Annotated in this window: 20 protein-coding genes and 1 tRNA gene; 3 read left to right on the forward strand and 18 right to left on the reverse strand. The window is 68.7% G+C overall.

What is annotated here, in order from left to right:
- Nucleotides 1–159 precede the first annotated feature (159 nt).
- From thrC to H293_RS0136695, 5 genes are all read right to left on the reverse strand, one after another.
- Complete coding sequence (gene thrC, locus H293_RS57655; protein ID WP_020122784.1) at nt 160–1,218, reverse strand: threonine synthase; 1,059 nt, start codon at nt 1,216–1,218, stop codon at nt 160–162.
- 6 nt (nt 1,219–1,224) lie between these two features.
- Complete coding sequence (locus H293_RS57660; protein ID WP_020122785.1) at nt 1,225–2,517, reverse strand: homoserine dehydrogenase; 1,293 nt, start codon at nt 2,515–2,517, stop codon at nt 1,225–1,227.
- A 158-nt stretch (nt 2,518–2,675) separates the two neighbouring features.
- Nucleotides 2,676–4,067: a diaminopimelate decarboxylase gene (gene lysA / locus H293_RS0136685; protein WP_020122786.1), complete on the reverse strand. Its 1,392-nt coding sequence runs from the start codon at nt 4,065–4,067 to the stop codon at nt 2,676–2,678.
- 16 nt (nt 4,068–4,083) lie between these two features.
- Entirely contained in the window at nt 4,084–5,259 is a 1,176-nt protein-coding gene (gene nrtL, locus H293_RS0136690) for an ArgS-related anticodon-binding protein NrtL (protein WP_020122787.1), read from the reverse strand.
- A 175-nt stretch (nt 5,260–5,434) separates the two neighbouring features.
- The gene (locus H293_RS0136695) at nt 5,435–5,953 is read right to left on the reverse strand and encodes a response regulator (RefSeq protein ID WP_259294602.1); all 519 of its coding nucleotides are present in this window, start codon (nt 5,951–5,953) and stop codon (nt 5,435–5,437) included.
- Nucleotides 5,954–6,073: 120 nt separating this feature from the next.
- Here H293_RS0136695 and H293_RS0136700 point away from each other — a divergent pair.
- Nucleotides 6,074–6,145: transfer RNA gene (locus H293_RS0136700), tRNA-Arg, on the forward strand.
- 209 nt (nt 6,146–6,354) lie between these two features.
- A complete protein-coding gene (locus H293_RS0136705; protein WP_259294603.1) occupies nt 6,355–6,993 on the forward strand; it encodes a hypothetical protein in 639 nt (212 codons plus the stop codon).
- A gap of 69 nt (nt 6,994–7,062) precedes the next feature.
- Here the strand turns inward: H293_RS0136705 and H293_RS0136710 are convergent, their stop codons facing one another.
- The 13 genes from H293_RS0136710 to H293_RS0136770 all read right to left on the reverse strand — a co-directional run bounded on the left by H293_RS0136710 (nt 7,063) and on the right by H293_RS0136770 (nt 16,624).
- Entirely contained in the window at nt 7,063–8,436 is a 1,374-nt protein-coding gene (locus tag H293_RS0136710) for a tyrosine-type recombinase/integrase (protein WP_020122790.1), read from the reverse strand.
- Complete coding sequence (locus H293_RS0136715) at nt 8,433–8,603, reverse strand: helix-turn-helix transcriptional regulator (RefSeq protein ID WP_020122791.1); 171 nt, start codon at nt 8,601–8,603, stop codon at nt 8,433–8,435. Before H293_RS0136715 ends, H293_RS0136710 begins: the two co-directional genes overlap by 4 nt.
- Nucleotides 8,603–9,970: a replication initiator gene (locus H293_RS0136720; RefSeq protein WP_020122792.1), complete on the reverse strand. Its 1,368-nt coding sequence runs from the start codon at nt 9,968–9,970 to the stop codon at nt 8,603–8,605. Before H293_RS0136720 ends, H293_RS0136715 begins: the two co-directional genes overlap by 1 nt.
- A gap of 98 nt (nt 9,971–10,068) precedes the next feature.
- The gene (locus tag H293_RS0136725; protein WP_020122793.1) at nt 10,069–10,353 is read right to left on the reverse strand and encodes a hypothetical protein; all 285 of its coding nucleotides are present in this window, start codon (nt 10,351–10,353) and stop codon (nt 10,069–10,071) included.
- A gap of 18 nt (nt 10,354–10,371) precedes the next feature.
- Nucleotides 10,372–10,527: a hypothetical protein gene (locus H293_RS59330; protein ID WP_020122794.1), complete on the reverse strand. Its 156-nt coding sequence runs from the start codon at nt 10,525–10,527 to the stop codon at nt 10,372–10,374.
- Between the two features lie 13 nt (nt 10,528–10,540).
- Nucleotides 10,541–10,720, reverse strand: coding sequence for a mobile element transfer protein (locus H293_RS0136735; RefSeq protein WP_020122795.1), 180 nt, complete (start codon nt 10,718–10,720; stop codon nt 10,541–10,543).
- 15 nt (nt 10,721–10,735) lie between these two features.
- On the reverse strand, nt 10,736–11,428 hold the full coding sequence (locus tag H293_RS0136740) for a DUF2637 domain-containing protein (RefSeq protein WP_020122796.1): 693 nt from the start codon (nt 11,426–11,428) through the stop codon (nt 10,736–10,738).
- A gap of 87 nt (nt 11,429–11,515) precedes the next feature.
- A complete protein-coding gene (locus H293_RS0136745; RefSeq protein WP_020122797.1) occupies nt 11,516–12,886 on the reverse strand; it encodes an FtsK/SpoIIIE domain-containing protein in 1,371 nt (456 codons plus the stop codon).
- Nucleotides 12,887–12,891: 5 nt separating this feature from the next.
- Entirely contained in the window at nt 12,892–13,239 is a 348-nt protein-coding gene (locus tag H293_RS0136750) for an SCO3933 family regulatory protein (protein WP_020122798.1), read from the reverse strand.
- 178 nt (nt 13,240–13,417) lie between these two features.
- Nucleotides 13,418–14,239, reverse strand: coding sequence for a protein phosphatase 2C domain-containing protein (locus H293_RS0136755; protein WP_020122799.1), 822 nt, complete (start codon nt 14,237–14,239; stop codon nt 13,418–13,420).
- On the reverse strand, nt 14,236–15,087 hold the full coding sequence (locus H293_RS0136760; RefSeq protein WP_020122800.1) for a sigma factor-like helix-turn-helix DNA-binding protein: 852 nt from the start codon (nt 15,085–15,087) through the stop codon (nt 14,236–14,238). The genes H293_RS0136755 and H293_RS0136760 overlap by 4 nt, the downstream gene beginning before the upstream one ends.
- A 175-nt stretch (nt 15,088–15,262) precedes the next feature.
- Nucleotides 15,263–15,664 carry an ATP-binding protein gene (locus tag H293_RS55600; protein WP_020122801.1) on the reverse strand — a complete coding sequence of 134 codons (402 nt, stop codon included), beginning with the start codon at nt 15,662–15,664 and terminating at the stop codon, nt 15,263–15,265.
- 96 nt (nt 15,665–15,760) lie between these two features.
- Nucleotides 15,761–16,624 carry a helix-turn-helix domain-containing protein gene (locus H293_RS0136770; protein ID WP_078612772.1) on the reverse strand — a complete coding sequence of 288 codons (864 nt, stop codon included), beginning with the start codon at nt 16,622–16,624 and terminating at the stop codon, nt 15,761–15,763.
- 1,187 nt (nt 16,625–17,811) lie between these two features.
- On the opposite strand from H293_RS0136770, the gene H293_RS0136775 reads away from it, so the two are divergent.
- Nucleotides 17,812–18,102: transposase domain-containing protein (locus tag H293_RS0136775; protein WP_028808514.1), on the forward strand; the 291-nt coding region annotated here is incomplete at its 3' end.

Genomic DNA, 18,102 nt, shown 5'->3' on the forward strand with positions numbered 1-18,102 from the left:
CGGAGACGACGTGGCACCCCGCTGTACGCGAGGGCATATGCAGCGGGCGGGTTCGGTACAGCCTATCGAAGGAAGGTTCTGTGGCGACATAGGGCGCACAGGAGGCGCACGATGCGTGTCGTAAGCCCCCCGTGCACCCCTCTCGGGGGATTCCCTGTCTCAGGCGAGCCCGAGGCGCTCGGCCGCCGTCGCCGCGTCGACCGGGACGGTGACCGGCTGCGGAGCACCCGCGACGGCCCAGTCGGGGTCCTTGAGGCCGTTGCCGGTGACCGTGCACACGATCCGCTGGCCCGGGTCGACCTTGCCCTGCTCGGCGGCCTTCAGCAGACCGGCCACGGAGGCGGCGGAGGCGGGCTCCACGAACACACCCTCCTGAGCGGCCAACAGCCGGTAGGCGCGCAGGATCTCACGGTCCGTCACCTCGTCGATGAACCCGCCGGACTCCTCCTTCGCCGCGAGCGCGTACTGCCAGGAGGCGGGGTTGCCGATACGGATGGCGGTGGCGATGGTCGACGGGTCCTTGACGACCTCGCCGCGCACGATCGGGGCACTGCCGGAGGCCTGGAAGCCCCACATGCGGGGCGTCTTGGCGGCCACCCCGTCGGCGGCGTACTCCTTGTAGCCCTTCCAGTACGCCGTGATGTTGCCGGCGTTGCCGACCGGCAGGACGTGGATGTCGGGCGCGTCGCCGAGCATGTCGACGATCTCGAAGGCGGCGGTCTTCTGGCCCTCGATACGGACCGGGTTGACCGAATTGACCAGCGCCACCGGGTAGTTGTCGCTCAGCGAGCGGGCCAGGGTGAGGCAGTCGTCGAAGTTTCCGTCGACCTGGAGGATCTTCGCACCGTGCACGAGGGCCTGGCCCATCTTGCCGAGCGCGATCTTGCCCCGCGGCACCAGCACGGCACAGACCATGCCCGCGCGTACGGCGTAGGCGGCGGCGCTCGCCGACGTGTTGCCGGTGGACGCGCAGATGACCGCCTTCGCGCCCTCCTCCTTGGCCCGCGTGATGGCCATGGTCATACCGCGGTCCTTGAAGGACCCGGTGGGATTGGCGCCCTCCACCTTGAGGTGGACCTCGCACCCGGTGCGCTCGGAGAGCACCTGCGCGGGCACGAGGGGCGTGCCGCCCTCACGGAGCGACACGACCGGCGTGGTGTCGGAGACGGGCAGCCGGTCCCGGTACTCCTCGATGATTCCGCGCCACTGGTGGGTCATTGCTGGTTACTCTCCTTCAACCCGCATGATGCTGGCGACACCCCGCACGGTGTCGAGCTTGCGCAACGCCTCGACTGTCCCGCCCAGGGCGGCGTCCGACGCGCGGTGCGTGACGACGACGAGAGACGCCTCGCCGTCCTTCCCCTGCTGCCGAACGGTATCGATGGACACCCCGTGCTCGGCGAACACGGTGGCAACCTGGGCGAGAACACCCGGTTTGTCGGCCACGTCCAGGCTGATGTGGTAGCGCGTGACGACCTCGCCCATGCCCTCGACGTGCAGGGCGGCGTACGCGGACTCGCCCGGACCCGTGGTACCGCTGAGGCGGTTGCGGCAGACCGCGACGAGGTCACCGAGGACGGCGGAGGCGGTGGGGGCACCGCCCGCGCCCGGGCCGTAGAACATCAGCTGGCCGGAGGCGTCGGACTCGACGAACACGGCGTTGTAGGCGCCGCGGACGGACGCGAGGGGATGCGTGAGCGGGATCATCGCGGGGTGCACGCGCGCGGTGACGGACCTGCCGTCCTCGGCACGCTCGCAGATGGCGAGCAGCTTGATGGTGCAGCCCATGTTCTTCGCGGAGGCGAAGTCGGCGGCGGTGACCTCGGTCATGCCCTCGCGGTAGACGTCGTCGAGACGCACGCGCGTGTGGAAGGCGATCCCGGCGAGGATGGCGGCCTTGGCGGCGGCGTCGAACCCCTCGACGTCGGCGGTCGGGTCGGCCTCCGCGTATCCGAGGGCGGTGGCCTCGTCGAGGGCCTCCTGGTAACCGGCGCCCGTGGAGTCCATCTTGTCGAGGATGAAGTTGGTGGTGCCGTTGACGATCCCGAGCACCCGGTTGACCTTGTCGCCGGCGAGGGACTCGCGCAGCGGGCGGATCAGCGGGATGGCACCGGCGACGGCGGCCTCGTAGTAGAGGTCCTTGCCGTGCTGTCCGGCCACCGCGTGCAGGGCGGCGCCGTCCTGGGCGAGGAGCGCCTTGTTGGCGGAGACGACGGAGGCGCCGTGCTCGAAGGCGGTGGTGATGAGGGAACGGGCGGGCTCGATCCCCCCGATGACCTCCACGACCACGTCGATGTCCCCGCGTTTGACGAGGGCGGTGGCGTCGGTGGTGACGAGTTCCTGCGGGATGCCCTCACGGACCTTGGAGGGACGCCGTACCGCGACCCCGGCGAGCTCCACGGGGGCGCCGATGCGGGCGGCGAGGTCGTCGGCGTGCGTCGTCATGATGCGCGCCACCTCTGAGCCGACCACTCCACAGCCCAGCAGCGCCACCTTCAGCGGACGCGTACGCATCATCCGACCTCGTTTCCTCATACCGTCTACGGTGGGTCCAGTCTCACTCACCGGACGGGAGTTTCTGCCCCTCGTCCGGATTATGAGACATCTATTTCATTTGTCCGGGGGCGGAAGACCGTAGATCTTCCTTTCCTTGCCCGCGGGGGTCCGGCGGGGGTTTATCCCACGTCGAGCCGCAGAAGGTCCTCCTCCGTCTCCCGGCGGACGATGACCCGGGACTCGCCGTCATGGACGGCGACGACCGGCGGGCGCAGCACGTGGTTGTAGTTGCTCGCCATGGAACGGCAGTAGGCGCCCGTCGCCGGCACGGCGATGAGGTCACCCGGTGCCAGGTCGGCCGGCAGGAACGCGTCCTTGACCACGATGTCCCCGCTCTCGCAGTGCTTGCCGACGACCCGGGCGAGCATGGGTTCGGCGTCACTGGTCCTCGACACAAGGGCGACGGTGTACTCGGCGTCGTACAGCGCGGTGCGGATGTTGTCCGACATCCCGCCGTCGACGGAGACGTAGGTGCGCAGCCCGTCGAGGGGCTTGATGGTGCCGACCTCGTAGAGCGTGAAGGCCGTCGGACCGACGATGGCGCGCCCCGGCTCCACGGAGATCCGGGGAGTCCGCAACCTGGCCGCCTCGCACTCCCTCGTCACGATCTCGGTGAGCGCCTTGGCGATCTCGTGCGGCTCGCGGGGGTCGTCGTCGCTGGTGTAGGCGATGCCGAGGCCGCCCCCGAGGTCGATCTCGGGAAGCTCGACACCGTGCTCGTCACGGACGTCCTTGAGCAGCCCGACCACGCGATGTGCCGCGACCTCGAAGCCGGACATGTCGAAGATCTGCGACCCGATGTGGGAGTGGATGCCGATGAGTTCGAGTCCGTCGAGCTTCAGCGCCCGCCGCACGGCCTCGGCGGCCTGTCCGCCGGCCAGCGGGATACCGAACTTCTGGTCCTCGTGGGCGGTGGCGATGAACTCGTGGGTGTGTGCCTCGACTCCGACGGTGATGCGGATCTGGACCCTTTGCCGCTTCCCCAGGCTCTGCGCGATGTGCGCGACCCGGACGATCTCCTGGAACGAGTCGAGGACGATACGCCCCACCCCGCTCTCGACGGCCCGGGTGATCTCCGCCGTCGACTTGTTGTTGCCGTGGAAGGCGATGCGGTCGGCGGGCATGCCGGCGGACAGGGCGGTGGCGAGCTCGCCGCCGGAGCACACGTCCAGGTTGAGCCCTTCCTCGTGCAGCCAGCGGACGACGGCTCGCGACAGGAACGCCTTGCCGGCGTAGAAGACGTCGGCATCGGTCCCGAAGGCACCGCGCCAGGCCCGCGCCCGGGCCCGGAAGTCGGCCTCGTCGACGACGTAGGCGGGGGTGCCGTGCTCCTCGGCGAGGGTCTTGACGTCGATGCCGCCGACGGTGACGACCCCGTTCCCGTCACGGCCGACCGTCTGGGCCCACACCTTGGGGTCGAGGCTGTTGAGGTCGGCGGGCGGCGCGGAGTAGTGACCCTCGGGAAGGACGTCGGCGTGCCGGGGCCCGGCGGGATGTGCGGAACGGCTCATCTTCTTGACTGGCTCTCTAGAGGTGTTCGGGTGCGTCGATGCCGAGCAGGGACAGGCCACCGGCCAGCACCGCCCCGGCGGCTTCGGCGAGCGCGAGCCGGGCACGGTGGGCGGCCGAGGGTTTCTCCGCGCCACGCGGAAGGACGACTGCGAGAAAGGGGAGAACGGCATCGGCGACGGTGACGAGATACCGGGCCAGGCGATCGGGGGCGTGGTGCGCGGCGGCGGCCTGGAGGACACGGGGGTGATCGGCGAGGAGGTTCCGCAGGGCTGTCGTGTCGTGTACGACGGTGTCCTGGACGGTGGTTTCCGCTACGGCGGTTTCCGGTACGTCGGCCTGCCGTGCGTCGGTCCCCTGTACGGCTGCCGCTGTGTCCCCCCGTGGGTGCACGTCCACGTCCCCGGGCTCGGCGTGGAAGCCCAGGTCGGCGGCGTTGCGGCTGAGAGCCCGGGTGCGGGCGTGGGCGTAACGGACCCGGAAGAGAGGGTTGCTCTCCCGCTGGATCAGGTGGTCGGCGGTGATGCGGGCCCGGTCGTGAGGGGCGGGGTGAAGAAGCGCCCAGCGGGCGGCGTCCCGGCCGAGGGCGTCGGGGTCGAGGGACCCGAGGCCGACCGGTACGGGTCGTGGTCGTACGTTGACGTCGAGGGGGGCGGGGGCGGGGGCATCGGGGGTGCCGTACGCATCGACCTCGACGCCGAGGATGTCCGTCCAGGCCGGCTCCGGGCGAGCAACGCAACTGGTGCGGACGAGGGCGCCCTGGGAGCGGAGGATGCGGGCGACGGCGTCCATCACGACGACGGCGCGGACCTCGTGGGGCGCGTGGAGCTGCACGAGCTGCCCGGTGGGCCGGTCGGCATGGCCGTACCGCTGTCCGAGTCGCAGGATCTCCCGCACGAGGGCGTCGCCGCTCCCCCGCAGGCTGATGTTGAGGAACCCGGGCCCGGTGACGACGACGTCACCGATGCCGTCGCTGTGCGCGAGCCGCTGCCGGAGAATCTCGGCGACCCGCAACGGGGGCTGCCCGGCGGGCCGGGCCAGCTGGAGGGCGACGTTGGTGGCGTAGTCACCACACCCACCGGGCCCCGGGGGCGTGACGTCGGTCCGCCCCGGGACGGCCACGTCCAGCTCCCCGTCGTCGACAGCACGACGCACCGCGCGCAGCACGGTACGGGAGAGCTCGACGGGGGTCACGGGACAAGCGTAGGGGAGGAGGGGGGTGGGAGGGCGAGCGGGTTTGGGCGGGGTCCGGGATGTGGGACGGGGTGGGGCGGTACTGGGCTGGGCTGGGCTGGGCTGCAGGATGCGGGCGTGGGCGCGGGGCGTGAGGACCCGGATGTCACTGCGAGGCCGCCGCGTCTCGTGAGGTTCAGCCGCCGGCGCGACCGGCCCGCTCGGCCTCTCCGCCCCCGAGTACACCGCCGACCAGAGGAGTGTCCCCCTCCTCCGACCGCCGTCGCTCCCGGCTCTGGTCCATCAACTGCCGTACGAGTCGCACGAGTTCGGCGGGCTCGAAGGGCTTGGCGAGGAAGGCGTCGACGCCGACGTCGAGACCGCTGTCGACCTCGTGCTGCGTACAGGCGCTGACGATGACGAGGGGAAGGTGAGCGGTCCGGGGGTCGGAACGCAGCTGTGCGGCGGTCCGCAGTCCGTCCAGCCGGGGCATGACCACATCGAGGGTCACGACATCGGGACGCACCTGATGAACGACATCCAGACACTCGACACCATCGGCCGCGGTCACGACCTCGAGACCCTCCAGCTCGAGATTGACCCTGATCAGCTGCCGGATGACCTTGTTGTCGTCCACAACAAGCACCCGGCCCGACGCGCCTGGCACAACTCGAGAGTAGGTGCGGACCGGCCACCGCGTCCGGGTTTTCCCCACTTCCACCCCGTGCGGGGGACCCAGGCCGCTGAGGCGCGACCACGAAACCCGTTCCGGATCACCCCGAGGGAGCTGGTAGTGTTCTACCCGTCGCCGCGAGCCACCAACTCCGACCGACACGCCCCCGTAGCTCAGGGGATAGAGCAACGGCCTCCGGAGCCGTGTGCGCAGGTTCGAATCCTGCCGGGGGCACCTTGCATGAGGTGCCCAAAGACCCCGTCACCAGCGGAAACGCTGAGGCCGGGGTCTTCGCGTATGTGCAGGCGTATGCGGCCCGAAGCGGCTCTATGTCGAGGTCTGTGGACGAGGCGTGGACGGGATCTTGAAGCATCGCCGCAGGTGATGCCCTTAGCTCAAGCAGAATGCTCCCTGGACAGTCGAATCGACGGGTGGGGGACCGCGTGGACGTGACCACTCTTGCTGTCGCGCTCATCAGCGTCGGGGGAACACTGGGCGGCACTCTGGGCGGGGCTGTGCTCAGCCAGCGCGCCAGCCGGACCCAAGCCGCGGAGCAGAACCAGCGCGCCGATCGTGAACGGGCAGAGCAACGAACCGCTCAGGCCCTGCAAGCCAAGCGTGATCTTTATGCGCTGCTGAACGCCACGGCTCGCGCTTACCGGATCGCCGCCCGAGACGCCGTCCGAGCAGCCGAGCGCGGTGAAAGCAGCGAGCCGGCGGTCCTGGACGCCGCAAAGGATGCTTGGGCCGACCAGTACGCACAGGCGCAGATGGCGCTGCCGAAGGACGTTCTGGAAGTGGTCTCGACCTTGAACAGGGCGCTGGGGGTCGGGTACTTGGTCGTCAAGCAGCTGCCGACCAGCTCTGACCTGGACGGAGCATACGCGCGGGCGAGGACTTGGTTCAGCGGTTCAATGTCCGATGGCGTGTACCTGTTGAGAGTGGCGCTGCGACATGACCTCGGCGTGGAGGTCAACGCGAACTTCGAGCAAGCTCGTACGCAGATGCTCGCCACGCTCGACAGCTCGCGAAAGCACCTGGAACGGCTACTCGCCGCCGAGAGAATGCAGGCCCCCGGGTGAATTAAGGACGCTTCAAAAGAAGAGGCCCCTGGACTGCATACCAGGGGCCACAGACACATTCAGGCTGTGTCACTCGTACTCACGAAGCAGGTCCTCGATACGCCGATTGGCGACGTCCTGCCGTCCGTCCAGGCACTTCGCGTAGCGCGTCAGAAGTACCTCAACGCTGTTGCCTGCGCGCTCGGCCACCTCGGTGGGATCGACTCCGGCATTGAGCCACGTCGACAGCGCCGAGTGCCGGAGGTCGTACGGGCGACTCGCGAGTGGCGAGGAGGCCACGGTCGGCGGGAGCGCGAGGAGCCGGGCCTCCTGCCACACGCGGTAGTAGGTCGAGGACGGGACGACCGAACCTTTCTCGCTGAAGAACAGGCGCCCGTCGTCCGCAGTGCCAAAGGTGGCCAGGTGCTCACGGAACACGGCGACGAGGTGAGGCGGAATAGGTACCCGCCGGACGTCCTCGGTCGGCCGGTTCTTCAGCCCGCGGTCGTCGTGGGTCTCCCCCGAGTCGGTCCACTGCTTGCCGACCGACGGGCGGGTCCGGTGAAGCAACGCGGAGCCCCAGCCCTGTGCCGGGAGGATCAGGTCCGTCTCGGCGAGGCCGACCGCTTCAGCCGGCCGAAGACCGCCGAAGTACATCGCGGCAAACAGACCCACGAGACGACGGCCGCGGGCACGCCGGTATCCGCCCACATAGGAGACGGCCGCCAGGAGGTTGCGAGCCTGCTCCGGGTTGGCGACGACGCGCGGGTCAACCTGGTTGGACACCTTCGGTTTCTGCCAGCGGACAGCCGTAATGGGGTTCTCGCGCAGCTCCCCCAGGTCGACCGCATAGTTCGCGGCGTTGACGAGGGTCCGACGCTTGCGCCGCACGGTCTCTGCCGCTGCCGCCGTGCCGTCGAGCTTGAGCTTCAGCGAGTCGAGGACCGCACGGGCCGTGGCGGGTTCAGCAAGGTCGGCGAGCGGCCGAGAGGCCTTGGACACCCAGTGAAGAACGTTCCGTACGTCGTCCGGGATTTCCCGATCGTCGGGCCCCGGCAAGACGAAGGCCCAGTTGCGCAGCGCTTTGCGGATCACCTCGTCGGACGGCCTTCCGGCACGCTCGTCGAGGAGCTCCAGCGTCACGCTGGTGAGGGATTCATTGATGCCGTCCCTCGTGTTGGGGGCGGCATGGGGCCACTTCATGGCGAGATATCTGAGGGCGAAGGCGTACCAGGACACGGCCGACTTCTTCTCCTCCATCGAAGCCGGGAGGCCCGACCCGGTGTCGAACTCCTCACCGTCGCGCATCGCTCGCATGAGCTTCGTGCGGTAGTGGTCGGCGAGCGCTTTGGTGCGGAAGGACTCGGAGAAGACGTTGCCGGCCACTGACCAGCGGACGCCGTACGAAGGCGTTTTGGTGTCCCGCTTTCGCACGCCCCAGACCTTCGCATCAAGGGACTTCACGCCGCCGCCTCCAGCTGTCGCAGCAACGTGGTGAAGTCGCTCCGCCATACCCGGAGTTCTCCGTTGGGTAGCTTGAAGGCGGCCGGCCCGTATCCCAGCTCCCGCCAGCGGTAGAAGGTGCGGCGGGAGACGCCGCCCAGCTCGGTAAGGATCTGCGGGACAGTCATCAGTTCGTCTCGTCGGCGGTCCACGCCGAGTCTCCTTCCGTGTCGGGGGTGCTCGGTCGCCGTGAGGCTGCAAGCCAGGTCTCGACGGCGGTCAGGCCGGTGCTGGCGAAGCGCCAGTGCGAGAGGACGAGGACGCTGTCCGGGTCGGGCAGCGGGTGACCCGCCTCTGCCGCGCGTTCGCGGGTGAGTGCTTCGTTGTGGTCAGCGCGTTCCTGGCGGAGGGCGCCGAGGGTGACGGAGTACGCGCGGGACTTGGTGGAGAAGTGGCCGCGGAATCCGAGCATGTGAGCCCACTTGCGGAGGCGCAGGTCTTCGAGTTCGGACCGGGCCCCGAGGTGCCAGCAGGTGAAGATCAACTGACGTGCGTGATCGGTGACTTCAGCGCCGATCAGGTCGGTGATGGGGTTACGGATGGGCCGGTCCAGGGTGCCCGTCGCGGTTTCGGCACCCTTGGTGGCGTACTTGGCGATGTAGGCGGCGACGGCGCGGCTGGTGAGGTCGGTGGCGCCGGTGAAGTCGGCCGAACGGATAGGGCGGATGTCGAGTTGTTCGCCGAAGCGGAAGGTGTGGGCACGGCCGTCGAGGACCGGGCCGGGCGTCTCGGCGAGGTGGACGGCCAAGCGGATGGAGTCGGCGAGGAGTTCGGCGGTGGCCCAGGTGGGTGGGGTGTCCTCGGCTCCGTCCGGGCCGTCGAGCCGGATCACCGCGTGGAAGTGAACGGCGCCTCGCCGCTGATATTCGGCGACCTTGGCGTAGGAGACCTTGAGGCAGTCGCGCAGCGCCGAGCGGCCGATGCCCGCGCGGGAGGCGAGTTGTTGGCGGAGGTAGGTGGTGAAGCGGGCCCAGAGGGCACCGGCGTGCGCGTTCCACAGGACGGCGGCGCGGTAGTCGTAGCGGTCGGGGTTCAGGGGCGTGCCAAGGACAGGGTCACCGTCCGGGTGGAGACGTCCGCAGCGGCAGCGGCCGCCGCCGGGCCGGTTGTGGACAGGGCCGAAGGAGGGGGCGGTGAAGGTGGCGAAGACGCGGGGATGTCCGGCGACAGCCGGGCCGATTCCCTTGCCGCCGCTCAGACCGGCTGTGACGAGGTGGTACGTGTCTTTGCGGTAGACCTCGGCGCACGCGGCGCACCTTGTGGCGCGGCGGTTGTTGCAGCGGATGAGGAACTGTCCGGCGGGAAGGTCGCGGTCGACGATCTCGCGGACGATCTCACCCGACGAGGCGTGGACGTCGAGGCGGTGGCCCTCCATCCGTACGGGCCGCTCGCAGCCGCCGAGCCGCTGGATCTGGTGTGCGTAGGTGCTCAGTTCGCCGTGCAGGGCGAGGGCCGCCAGTTGGCGGATGGCTCCGGTCGGAGCCTCGGGGCGCATGTGCGAGTTCCTCCTTGGGGGCGGGAGCGGGGACAGCAGCCCGCCTTGTCCAGGGGGCTAGACAGCGTGGGCAAGCCGGACTGCTGAGCAGATGGGGGTCAGCGGCGGTCGCTCTTGAGGATCGAGCGGACGGTGACGGCGCAGACGGCCACCGAGGCGGCGGTGATTGCCACGGCCAGGAGCATGGAGACCAGGACGGCGCCGAGGACGAGGACCAGGGCGCCACCGCCGGCGGCGAGGGTGAGCATGCTGCCCGGAGTGAGCTGGACCATGGGCCGGTTGGAGGCGGGGGCGGACGGAATCGGGGTGGAGGTGGGGGCGTAGGGCGCCGGGATGGTCGGCGCCGGAGCGGTGTCCTGCGGCGGGTACTTGGGGGTGAACATGGCTGGTCCCTTCTGAAATCAGTCGAGGAGAGCGGCGACAGCGGGGGCGAGCACGCTGTTGGCGACGAGGTAGCCGCCGAGGAGGAGCAGGACGACGAGCCACCAGGGCGGACGGGCTAGTTGGATGCCGAGGACGGCGACGACGAGGACGGCGAACCAGAGCGGGACATCCATCGGTGATCTCCTGTCAGGCGGAGCAGCGGTGGGTGCGGGCGGCGAGTTCGGCGGCGGAGCGGCTGTCGTACTCGGCGGAGAAGTCGCAGCGGGGTGCCGTGCAGGCGGCGAGGTGGCGGTTTCGTCCACGGGAGAGGAACGAGGCGACCTGGACGGGCCCGATGCGGCGGATGTTGTGGAAACGCGGGGTCACTTGAGCGGTCCTTTCTCAGAGGTGGGCGGCGACGGACAGGGTCATGGACGGCGGCAGGCCGAGCCGGGCGCGTACGGCGTCGGGGTCTGCCGGTTGGCCGGTGGCGGCGCGCAGTTCCTCGGCGAGGGCCTGCGCGCGGTCGATGAGCGCGGGCGGCAGGGGTACAGCGGGAACGCGCGTCGGCGCGACGAGGACGGGGTTCTGTGCGGGTTCCTCGGGGGCCGGATCCGCGGCCGTAGCGGGGAGTTCGTCACGGCGGGACGTGTCGACCGCGCCCGGCCCAGTGGTGGGTTCGGGCTCAGAGACCACCTGGGCCGCAGGTTCCTCCACGATGCGTGGCGCGTGGGCCAGAAGCGTTCCGCCGAAGAATGCGACGGCAGGCCAACCGGCCACCACGACGCGCAGTGACGCAGGTACGTGGTCCAGATCGAGGAGACCGGCTGTTGCGATGTTGGCTCCGAGGGAGGCGGCCAGGGCGATTAGGAACCACAGGCGCGCTCCCCCGGCGGGCTGTCCGGCGCGCTGCTGTTCGCGCATCCGGCGCCAGGCGGCGACCAGAAGCAGATCGACGCTGACCGGGTAGGCCCATGCCTTCCAGCCGCCTTGCCCGGCCGCTTCAGCGAGGTCATGAAGGTGGGAGAAGGACAGGGCGCCCGCGATGACGGCCTGGACGATCACGGCGTCCACGCGGGCGAGGTGGGCACGCATCGAGTCGTTCTCCTTCCGGTTCGAGGCATGGGAGGGGTAGGGACGTGGCGCGAGGCGGTCGCGCCGACCGTGGGGAGAGCAGTGCGGTTACTCGGTCACCGGGCGCGCGACCGGTACGGCAGTGGCGGGCGAGGCGACCGCGGCCGGTTCGACGGTGACGGCGGGCCGGAAGGCGTCGAGGCGGGGCAGCTCTGGCACGAGAGCGGACGTAGCGCGGCAGACGGCCGCCGCTTCATCGAGGGTGAGGTGCGGGGAGCGTGCGCGGGACCAGCCGCCGGAAGAGTCGCCGACGATGGCGACGCCGGGGCGTTCGGCGGGAATGGCGGTTGCGGCGAGGGCCGCTTCCGGGGAGATGTCGGCGAGCGCCATGTTGGCGGACGACTCGTCGTTGACGCGGTGGCAGATACGGCCAGTGAGTTGGGCGCGGAGCATGGTGGCGCCTTTGCCGAGTTCGGAACCGAAGCGCTGTCCGCAGACTTCGAGGTAGATGCCGGCCGCGCGGCCGAGCTGGGCGATCCGGACGAGCTTGGTGACCATGGCATCGCGTCGCTTCTCGTCGTCCCGGCTCGCGGCGAGGAAGAGTTCCGCCACCTCGTCGACGACGACCACGACCGGCACCGGCCGCACCTTCTCGGGCAGGCCCCACACGTCCGAGCTGAGGACGTCGTCAGGGCCCGCCCCGGACCGGAGTCCGATCAGCCGGAACCGTGCCTCCATCTCGTCCAGCAGGACGTCAAGGAGTTCGTTCGCCCGGTCCGGGGTGTCCGCGAGGGCCGACAGGCGGGGCGCGAACGGCGCCAGTTCCACACCCCACTTGCAGTCAATCCCGACGAGCACGACCGGTTGCCGGGCGAGCCCGCACAGCAGGTTGCGTAGGTACACGGACTTGCCGGACTGCGTTGCGCCGAGGATGAGTTCATGCGGCACGGCACGGAAGTCCCTTACGTGCCAACGCCCGTCATCCCGCAGCGCCATCGGAAGGGAGAGCAGACCGCCGTTGCCACGACGGCGCCGAGTCGGCCGTACGTCCGCGAGTACATCCCAGCCGATCAACCGCAGTTCGAGCCACCCCGGCTTGGTCGGACGGATATGCACGGCGTGCGCGGCCCAGGCGTGCCGCAACCGGTCGGCGGAAGCGAGGAAGTCCTCCGGCGCCTGCCCGGTCGCCATACGCAACCGCATCACGAGACCGGCACTGGTCGGTATGGGGAACGACCTGCGAGGCGGAACCGGCGCCGCTTCCCGCCCGACCATCCGGGCTGTGGCCCGACGCATGGCCGAAGCCGGAACGGTCAGACCACAGGCGTCCATGGTCGTCCGGTACGACGTCAGCACCCTCACCGCGACGAGCGGATAGCCGATGAGCCACCAGAACACGACCGGCACTCGACGACGCAGCACCAGCAGCGCGACCAGGCCGAACAGACCTAGGACGAGCACCCATACGGTGTCGCTCATGGCGATCAGCCCTGCACCGACGCCGGAGCGTCGACCATGACGGCGTCCGCCCGGTAGGCGATGCCGTGCCGCATCCGGCCACCGAACTCGCTCTCCCACGGCCGGGCGATCAGCCCGGACAGGATGACCGGAGCTCCCATCACCAGGCCCTCACCGATGCCCTGCTCCGGAACGGTGACCTTGATCATGTCCGAACCGCCCTGCGCGATGAAGACGACCTCCAAGACCATGAGCCGCTGGTTGGTCACCGGGTCCACGGCGATCTCACCGGTCTGACGGTCCCTCACCTTGACCTCGGGCAGCTTCGTGACGAGCAGGGTTGCGTCCGAGGCGTTCACGGGAATGACACGCATTTCTTGAACCTCACTGGTCGGCGACGCCCTGGTGAGCGCCGATCCCTTCTGGATACCCCCCTAGACAGCAGGGAGGTGGCCCGCCCTGACTGTCTAGGGGGGTTGACAGAAACAGTAGACCGCAACCAACCCAACTGTCTAGGGGGGTATACGAGTCCTCTCGGAAGGCGTGGAGTTGCTAGACCAGGACCCAGTGCAGGGCGGTGGCATCGTCGTGCGTCTTGCCTCGCGGCCAGCGGCGCCCGTCGGAGTCTCCTGCCTCGGCCTCCCGCACCCGGCGGATCAATTCGGCGGGCCCGGACGTGCTGAGGAGGGCCAACGCCTGCGGCCAGGTGGAGAGTTCGAAGGAGTCGACCAGTCTCGTCGCACCGTCGCTCAGCAGGGACACGGACGTCAGCGACGCCAGCGGCACCGCCCCGGTGAGAGCGTGTTCGGCCGCCTTCGGGTCTGGCCCGGCGATCCAGAAGCCACCAGGGCGATTGCGGTGCCCTGTAAGGGCGTCGCGGTACTCGGCCAGACCGGCGGCATGTTCGGGTGAGCCGGTCGGGAGCGCGTCGACCGGCCCGCGTAGTTGCCTGCCGACCTCATCCAGGCGCTGATCCGTGATCGCGTTCGTCTTGCCGTCAGCGTCGGCGAGCAACAGCGTTGAGTCGCCGAGGACGAGGTACTCCAGGGCCCCCGAAGTGGCCCGTACCGCGAGGACCGTACTGGTGGGACTCGCCCTATAGGTCAAGTCACACGTGCCCTCATGCAGAGCGCGGACAGCCCGGATCGAGTCGGCGAGGCAGGTGGTAAGCGGCCGGAGGGGTTGCGCGGAGATGGCGCCCAGCAGCAACCCACCCAGCGTCGAGGAGAACCAGGCGACGCCGTGCTTGCATCCGGTCTCCGCGCCGGCCACGCCGGCACCGTCGAGGAGGACGGCCGCCCCATGCGCGGCAGCGGCGAAGTCCTCATTGCCTCGGCCCGGTTCGGCAGGCTGTGAGTCGAGGACGACGTTCACGCCGTCGTCTCCTCGTCGTGCAGGTAAAGCGGGGTGAGCAGTTCGACGGACTGCGGTTCCTCGGTCTCGGGGTCGTACTCGACACTCACCAGCGTGGAGAAGCGACGCTCGCCCACCTGCCCCCACAAGGCATTCAAGTCGGAAGAGAGCAGCTGGACGACGCCGAGGGAACCCGCGGTGTGGATGCCGGCGATGGCAAGCACCGAGCCGTTGCCGTCCGGGCGAGGCAGCCTCCCGAGGTATCCGACGTCATGGGGGCGGTAAGGCTCCGTGTCCGCTCCCGCACGGTACGAGGCGCCGGTACGACGGTCCGCCAGGGCCCAAGGCTCACCGTCCGGATGCTCCCAGCCGAGTACCGGATCCTGGGCGTACAGGTCGCTCATGGCCTGAGACATGCCAGGTCCGCAGACAACGACCAGGCCGTCACGGTTGAGGTCGATCTCACCGCCCACTTGCACGTGCCCGGAGCTCACGTCGAGGCCGTACGACTTGGCCAGCTCTTCGAGCCGCTTCCCGGAGTTCATGTCGGCCATGGCGACGACCGGACGCTTCTTTTCACCGTCCCACCGCAGCGGGGTGACGATCGTTACCGCACCAGCCCCCAGGAAGGCACCCTCAGGCGCTGGCCCGGTATGCCGGATCTGATGAATGCGCCCGCGGCTGAGACCGGCCTTCTCCGCGATCTGCGCATACGACAGCCCCTGTGCATGCAGGTCCTGAACGACACGACGGCGAAGCCGGGCGAGCTCGGTCACCTCCTGCTGCGCGGCGGCCAGTCGGGCCGTGACCTCACGCAGGAGCAGGTACGGATCATCAATCGCCATGATCCGTTGCAACTCGTCCGACATGACCACACCTCCTAGAACTAGCCAGGAGTCTAGGGCCCTAGACAGAACGGGCGCGAGACGCCGTCCCGAATGCACCCCGATCACGTAGAACGCGGACCTTCGCCGAGGTACCCCCTTGGGGCTCACCACCCACCGCTTGCGGGACAGGCATAAAGTTCTTCTCCACCGCGGACCATCACCCACTCACCCGAGCGAGTTCCGCCCATACGCAGCGTCCACCCGCAGGCCGATCTTTCACGCCCCAGTCCTTGGCGCAGGCCGAGACCATCAGGAGTCCACGGCCCCCCTGGTCCACAGCACTGTTCACGCTCCGCACACGAGGCTCGTCTTCGCCTCCCTGGTCGATGACCTGGATGCGAACAAAATCGTCGGTGAAGCCGACGACCACGAGGAACCACCCTCGGTACCAGCCACTACGGGTGTGCCGTACGGCGTTGGCCGCCAACTCGCCGACCACCAGGACGGCATCATCAACGAGGCGTTGGGCTTCACCCTCCAGTAGAGCGGCAGCGAAGTGACGAGCTTCGGCCACCTGCCAGGCCTGGCCTGGGAACATGCGGGCCCAGTCTTTGGGCATGGGACACTCCCTCATTGTCTAGGGGGCTAGACGTTGCAGTGAGCAGAGTATTCCTGCGCATGACTGATGGGCCAGGCATCTTGAGGAATTATTCCTCTATCGAGTGGTGGGGGCGTCCAGCTCCCTGAAGTCCGTCATCACCTGGAGGAGCAGTTCCCGCACCTCGGACCCGAAGACCGCGGCTTCCTCGAAGCGACTGAACATGTCCTCGTACGCGGCGACTTCGGAGACGTCGTCCACGACTCGCTCGCCCCGGAAGCTCTCGACGACGGCCGTCTCACGGTCGCACAGGGTGAAGCCATGGCGGGGCATGACAGGCACTGGCCGACGCCACGGAATGACGCCGAGCCGTACGGTGCTCAGACTCTCGACGGCCAGCAGCCGATCAATCTGGGCGAGCATGAGCGCAGGACTCCCCGGCCAGGTCCTCAACACACCCTCGGTGAGCACGAACACCGACTCGCGTCCCGGTTCGTACAAAAGGCTCTGCCTCTCCACGCGGGCAGCGACGGCGCGGCCGACAGCCTCAGGGGAAGCGTTCGGCGCGCTGTCGAAGACGTGCCGCGCGTACTCCGCACTCTGGAGCATGGCCGGCAGGACGACGCACTGGAACGAACGGATCAGCCGAGCCGACCGAACGACGTCATCAAGGACTACCCCGACGGGGGCCAGGTCGCCGGATGCCTCGTCTGCGTCCGCGTCTACGTCCGGCGCAGCTTCAACGGCGACCAGGAGGTCATGCACTTCACGGGAGGACACGTCGTCGAGGTCGAGAGCGCGAGACAAGCGGCCCAACACATCGACACTGGGGACCATCCGCCCGTTCTCGACCTTGGACACGGTCGGCTGTCCTACACCGGCCCGCTGTGCCAGCACTGCACCAGTCAGACCAGCATCCGTACGCAGCCCACGAAGGCGCGCACCAAGCGCCTGCATCCGCTCCCGCCGCTCACTCCCCATATCCAGGGTTCTACACCACGAGGCGGGCGACAGCGGGCGCGAGACCCTAGATGGTCAACACCGCCGCGACCATGATTCAAACTTTCTCTACTGGTTCAAGGCGGCTCGCTCCGCTCCCCGCGCGCGGCCCGGCCCCCGGCCGGGCCTGCGCTCCTGCCTACGTCCCGCTCCAGCCCGGCCAGCGCCCGTGCCGCGCACAGGCGAATGAGCCGAGAACTTGGGGCGAGTCAGTTGAGGTCAAGGCGTTGCCTCCGGCGGGGGATCGGCCGGCACCGGGAGGCGGGGGCTCCGTCGCCGACTGCAGCCCCGTAGGGGTGCGCGAGGGTGCTCCCGTCCCGCCCCCCATCGACCCAGGCAAAGCCAAGCGGGCGCGGCCCAGGGCGTCAAGGTCGTTCGTGCAGTGGCGCGCTCCACCTTGACGCCCTGAACCACGCACGCTTCACGGTGTGTGGGTCGACGGCGGACGGGACGGGAGCTGCAGCGGGTGATGAGCTGAGCAGGTTCTTCAAGATCCTGGCGCAGGGAACTTTTTAAATAGGAGTGCGGAACGGCGAACTCTTGCCGATACTACAGAGTGGAACTACCGCACTTCAGAAACAGGGGGGAAAGTGGCGAAGAAGAGTCGCAGGCCGCTGCCAAAGAGGCTGGCTGATCATAAGTGGGTGGGAAAGAATCTAATTCCACCTATGATCCAACACGGGGCCATCTTGACCGATTGGGTGCGAGATGATTTCCCCGACCTTTTGTGGATAGCTCTGCTTATCGAACAAGAGGGTGACGACGGCGCGCGCCTCTTTTCTTCACTACAGCAAGAGTGGCTTGAGCAGACATGCGATGCAGGATATTCATCCGAACTAGACGGAAGGCTGTCTTCCCTGGAGAGGATGCCAGCTCCCGCGCGAAACGATTTCCTGAACCTGATTTCACGTCACGACAGAGCGCGAATGGTGCCAAAGGCCCTGCACACGATTGCCGCGTGGTACCCAGACATGCCAGGTCGATGGGCCTTTGCCGAGATTGGCGCCCCGAGTGCCAGCGACTTGGACGAGATGCTGGACACGCTTGTCCACGCCCTATTGCTGTGCCTTGGCCGGCGCGGAAAGGCACTTGCGGTGACAGCGCCCCTAGGCTCAATACCAGTGACTTAAGGGTCTCGACTGGTAGCGTGGCATCCAGGAGGTGCCTGGATGCCACGCCCTGGGCAGGTCAAGCCGGAGACGGATGAGCGGTTGTCGGACCGGATCGCGGTCGGGCTGCTAACGCGTACATTTCCGCCGGAGCTGGTGGACCGGGTGGTCGCTGAGTCCGGTCGTTCGGGTCAGCGCACTCGGCTGCTGCCGCCGCGGGTGGTGGTCTACTTCGTGCTGGCGATGTGCTTGTTCTCCGGGCAGGGGTATGAGGAGGTTGCGCGGCTGCTCACGCAGGGCCTGACCTGGGCGAAGCGCTGGTCAGGCTCGTGGCGGGTGCCGACCACGGCG

Source organism: Streptomyces canus 299MFChir4.1, from assembly GCF_000383615.1.
GTDB lineage: Bacteria > Actinomycetota > Actinomycetes > Streptomycetales > Streptomycetaceae > Streptomyces > Streptomyces canus_C.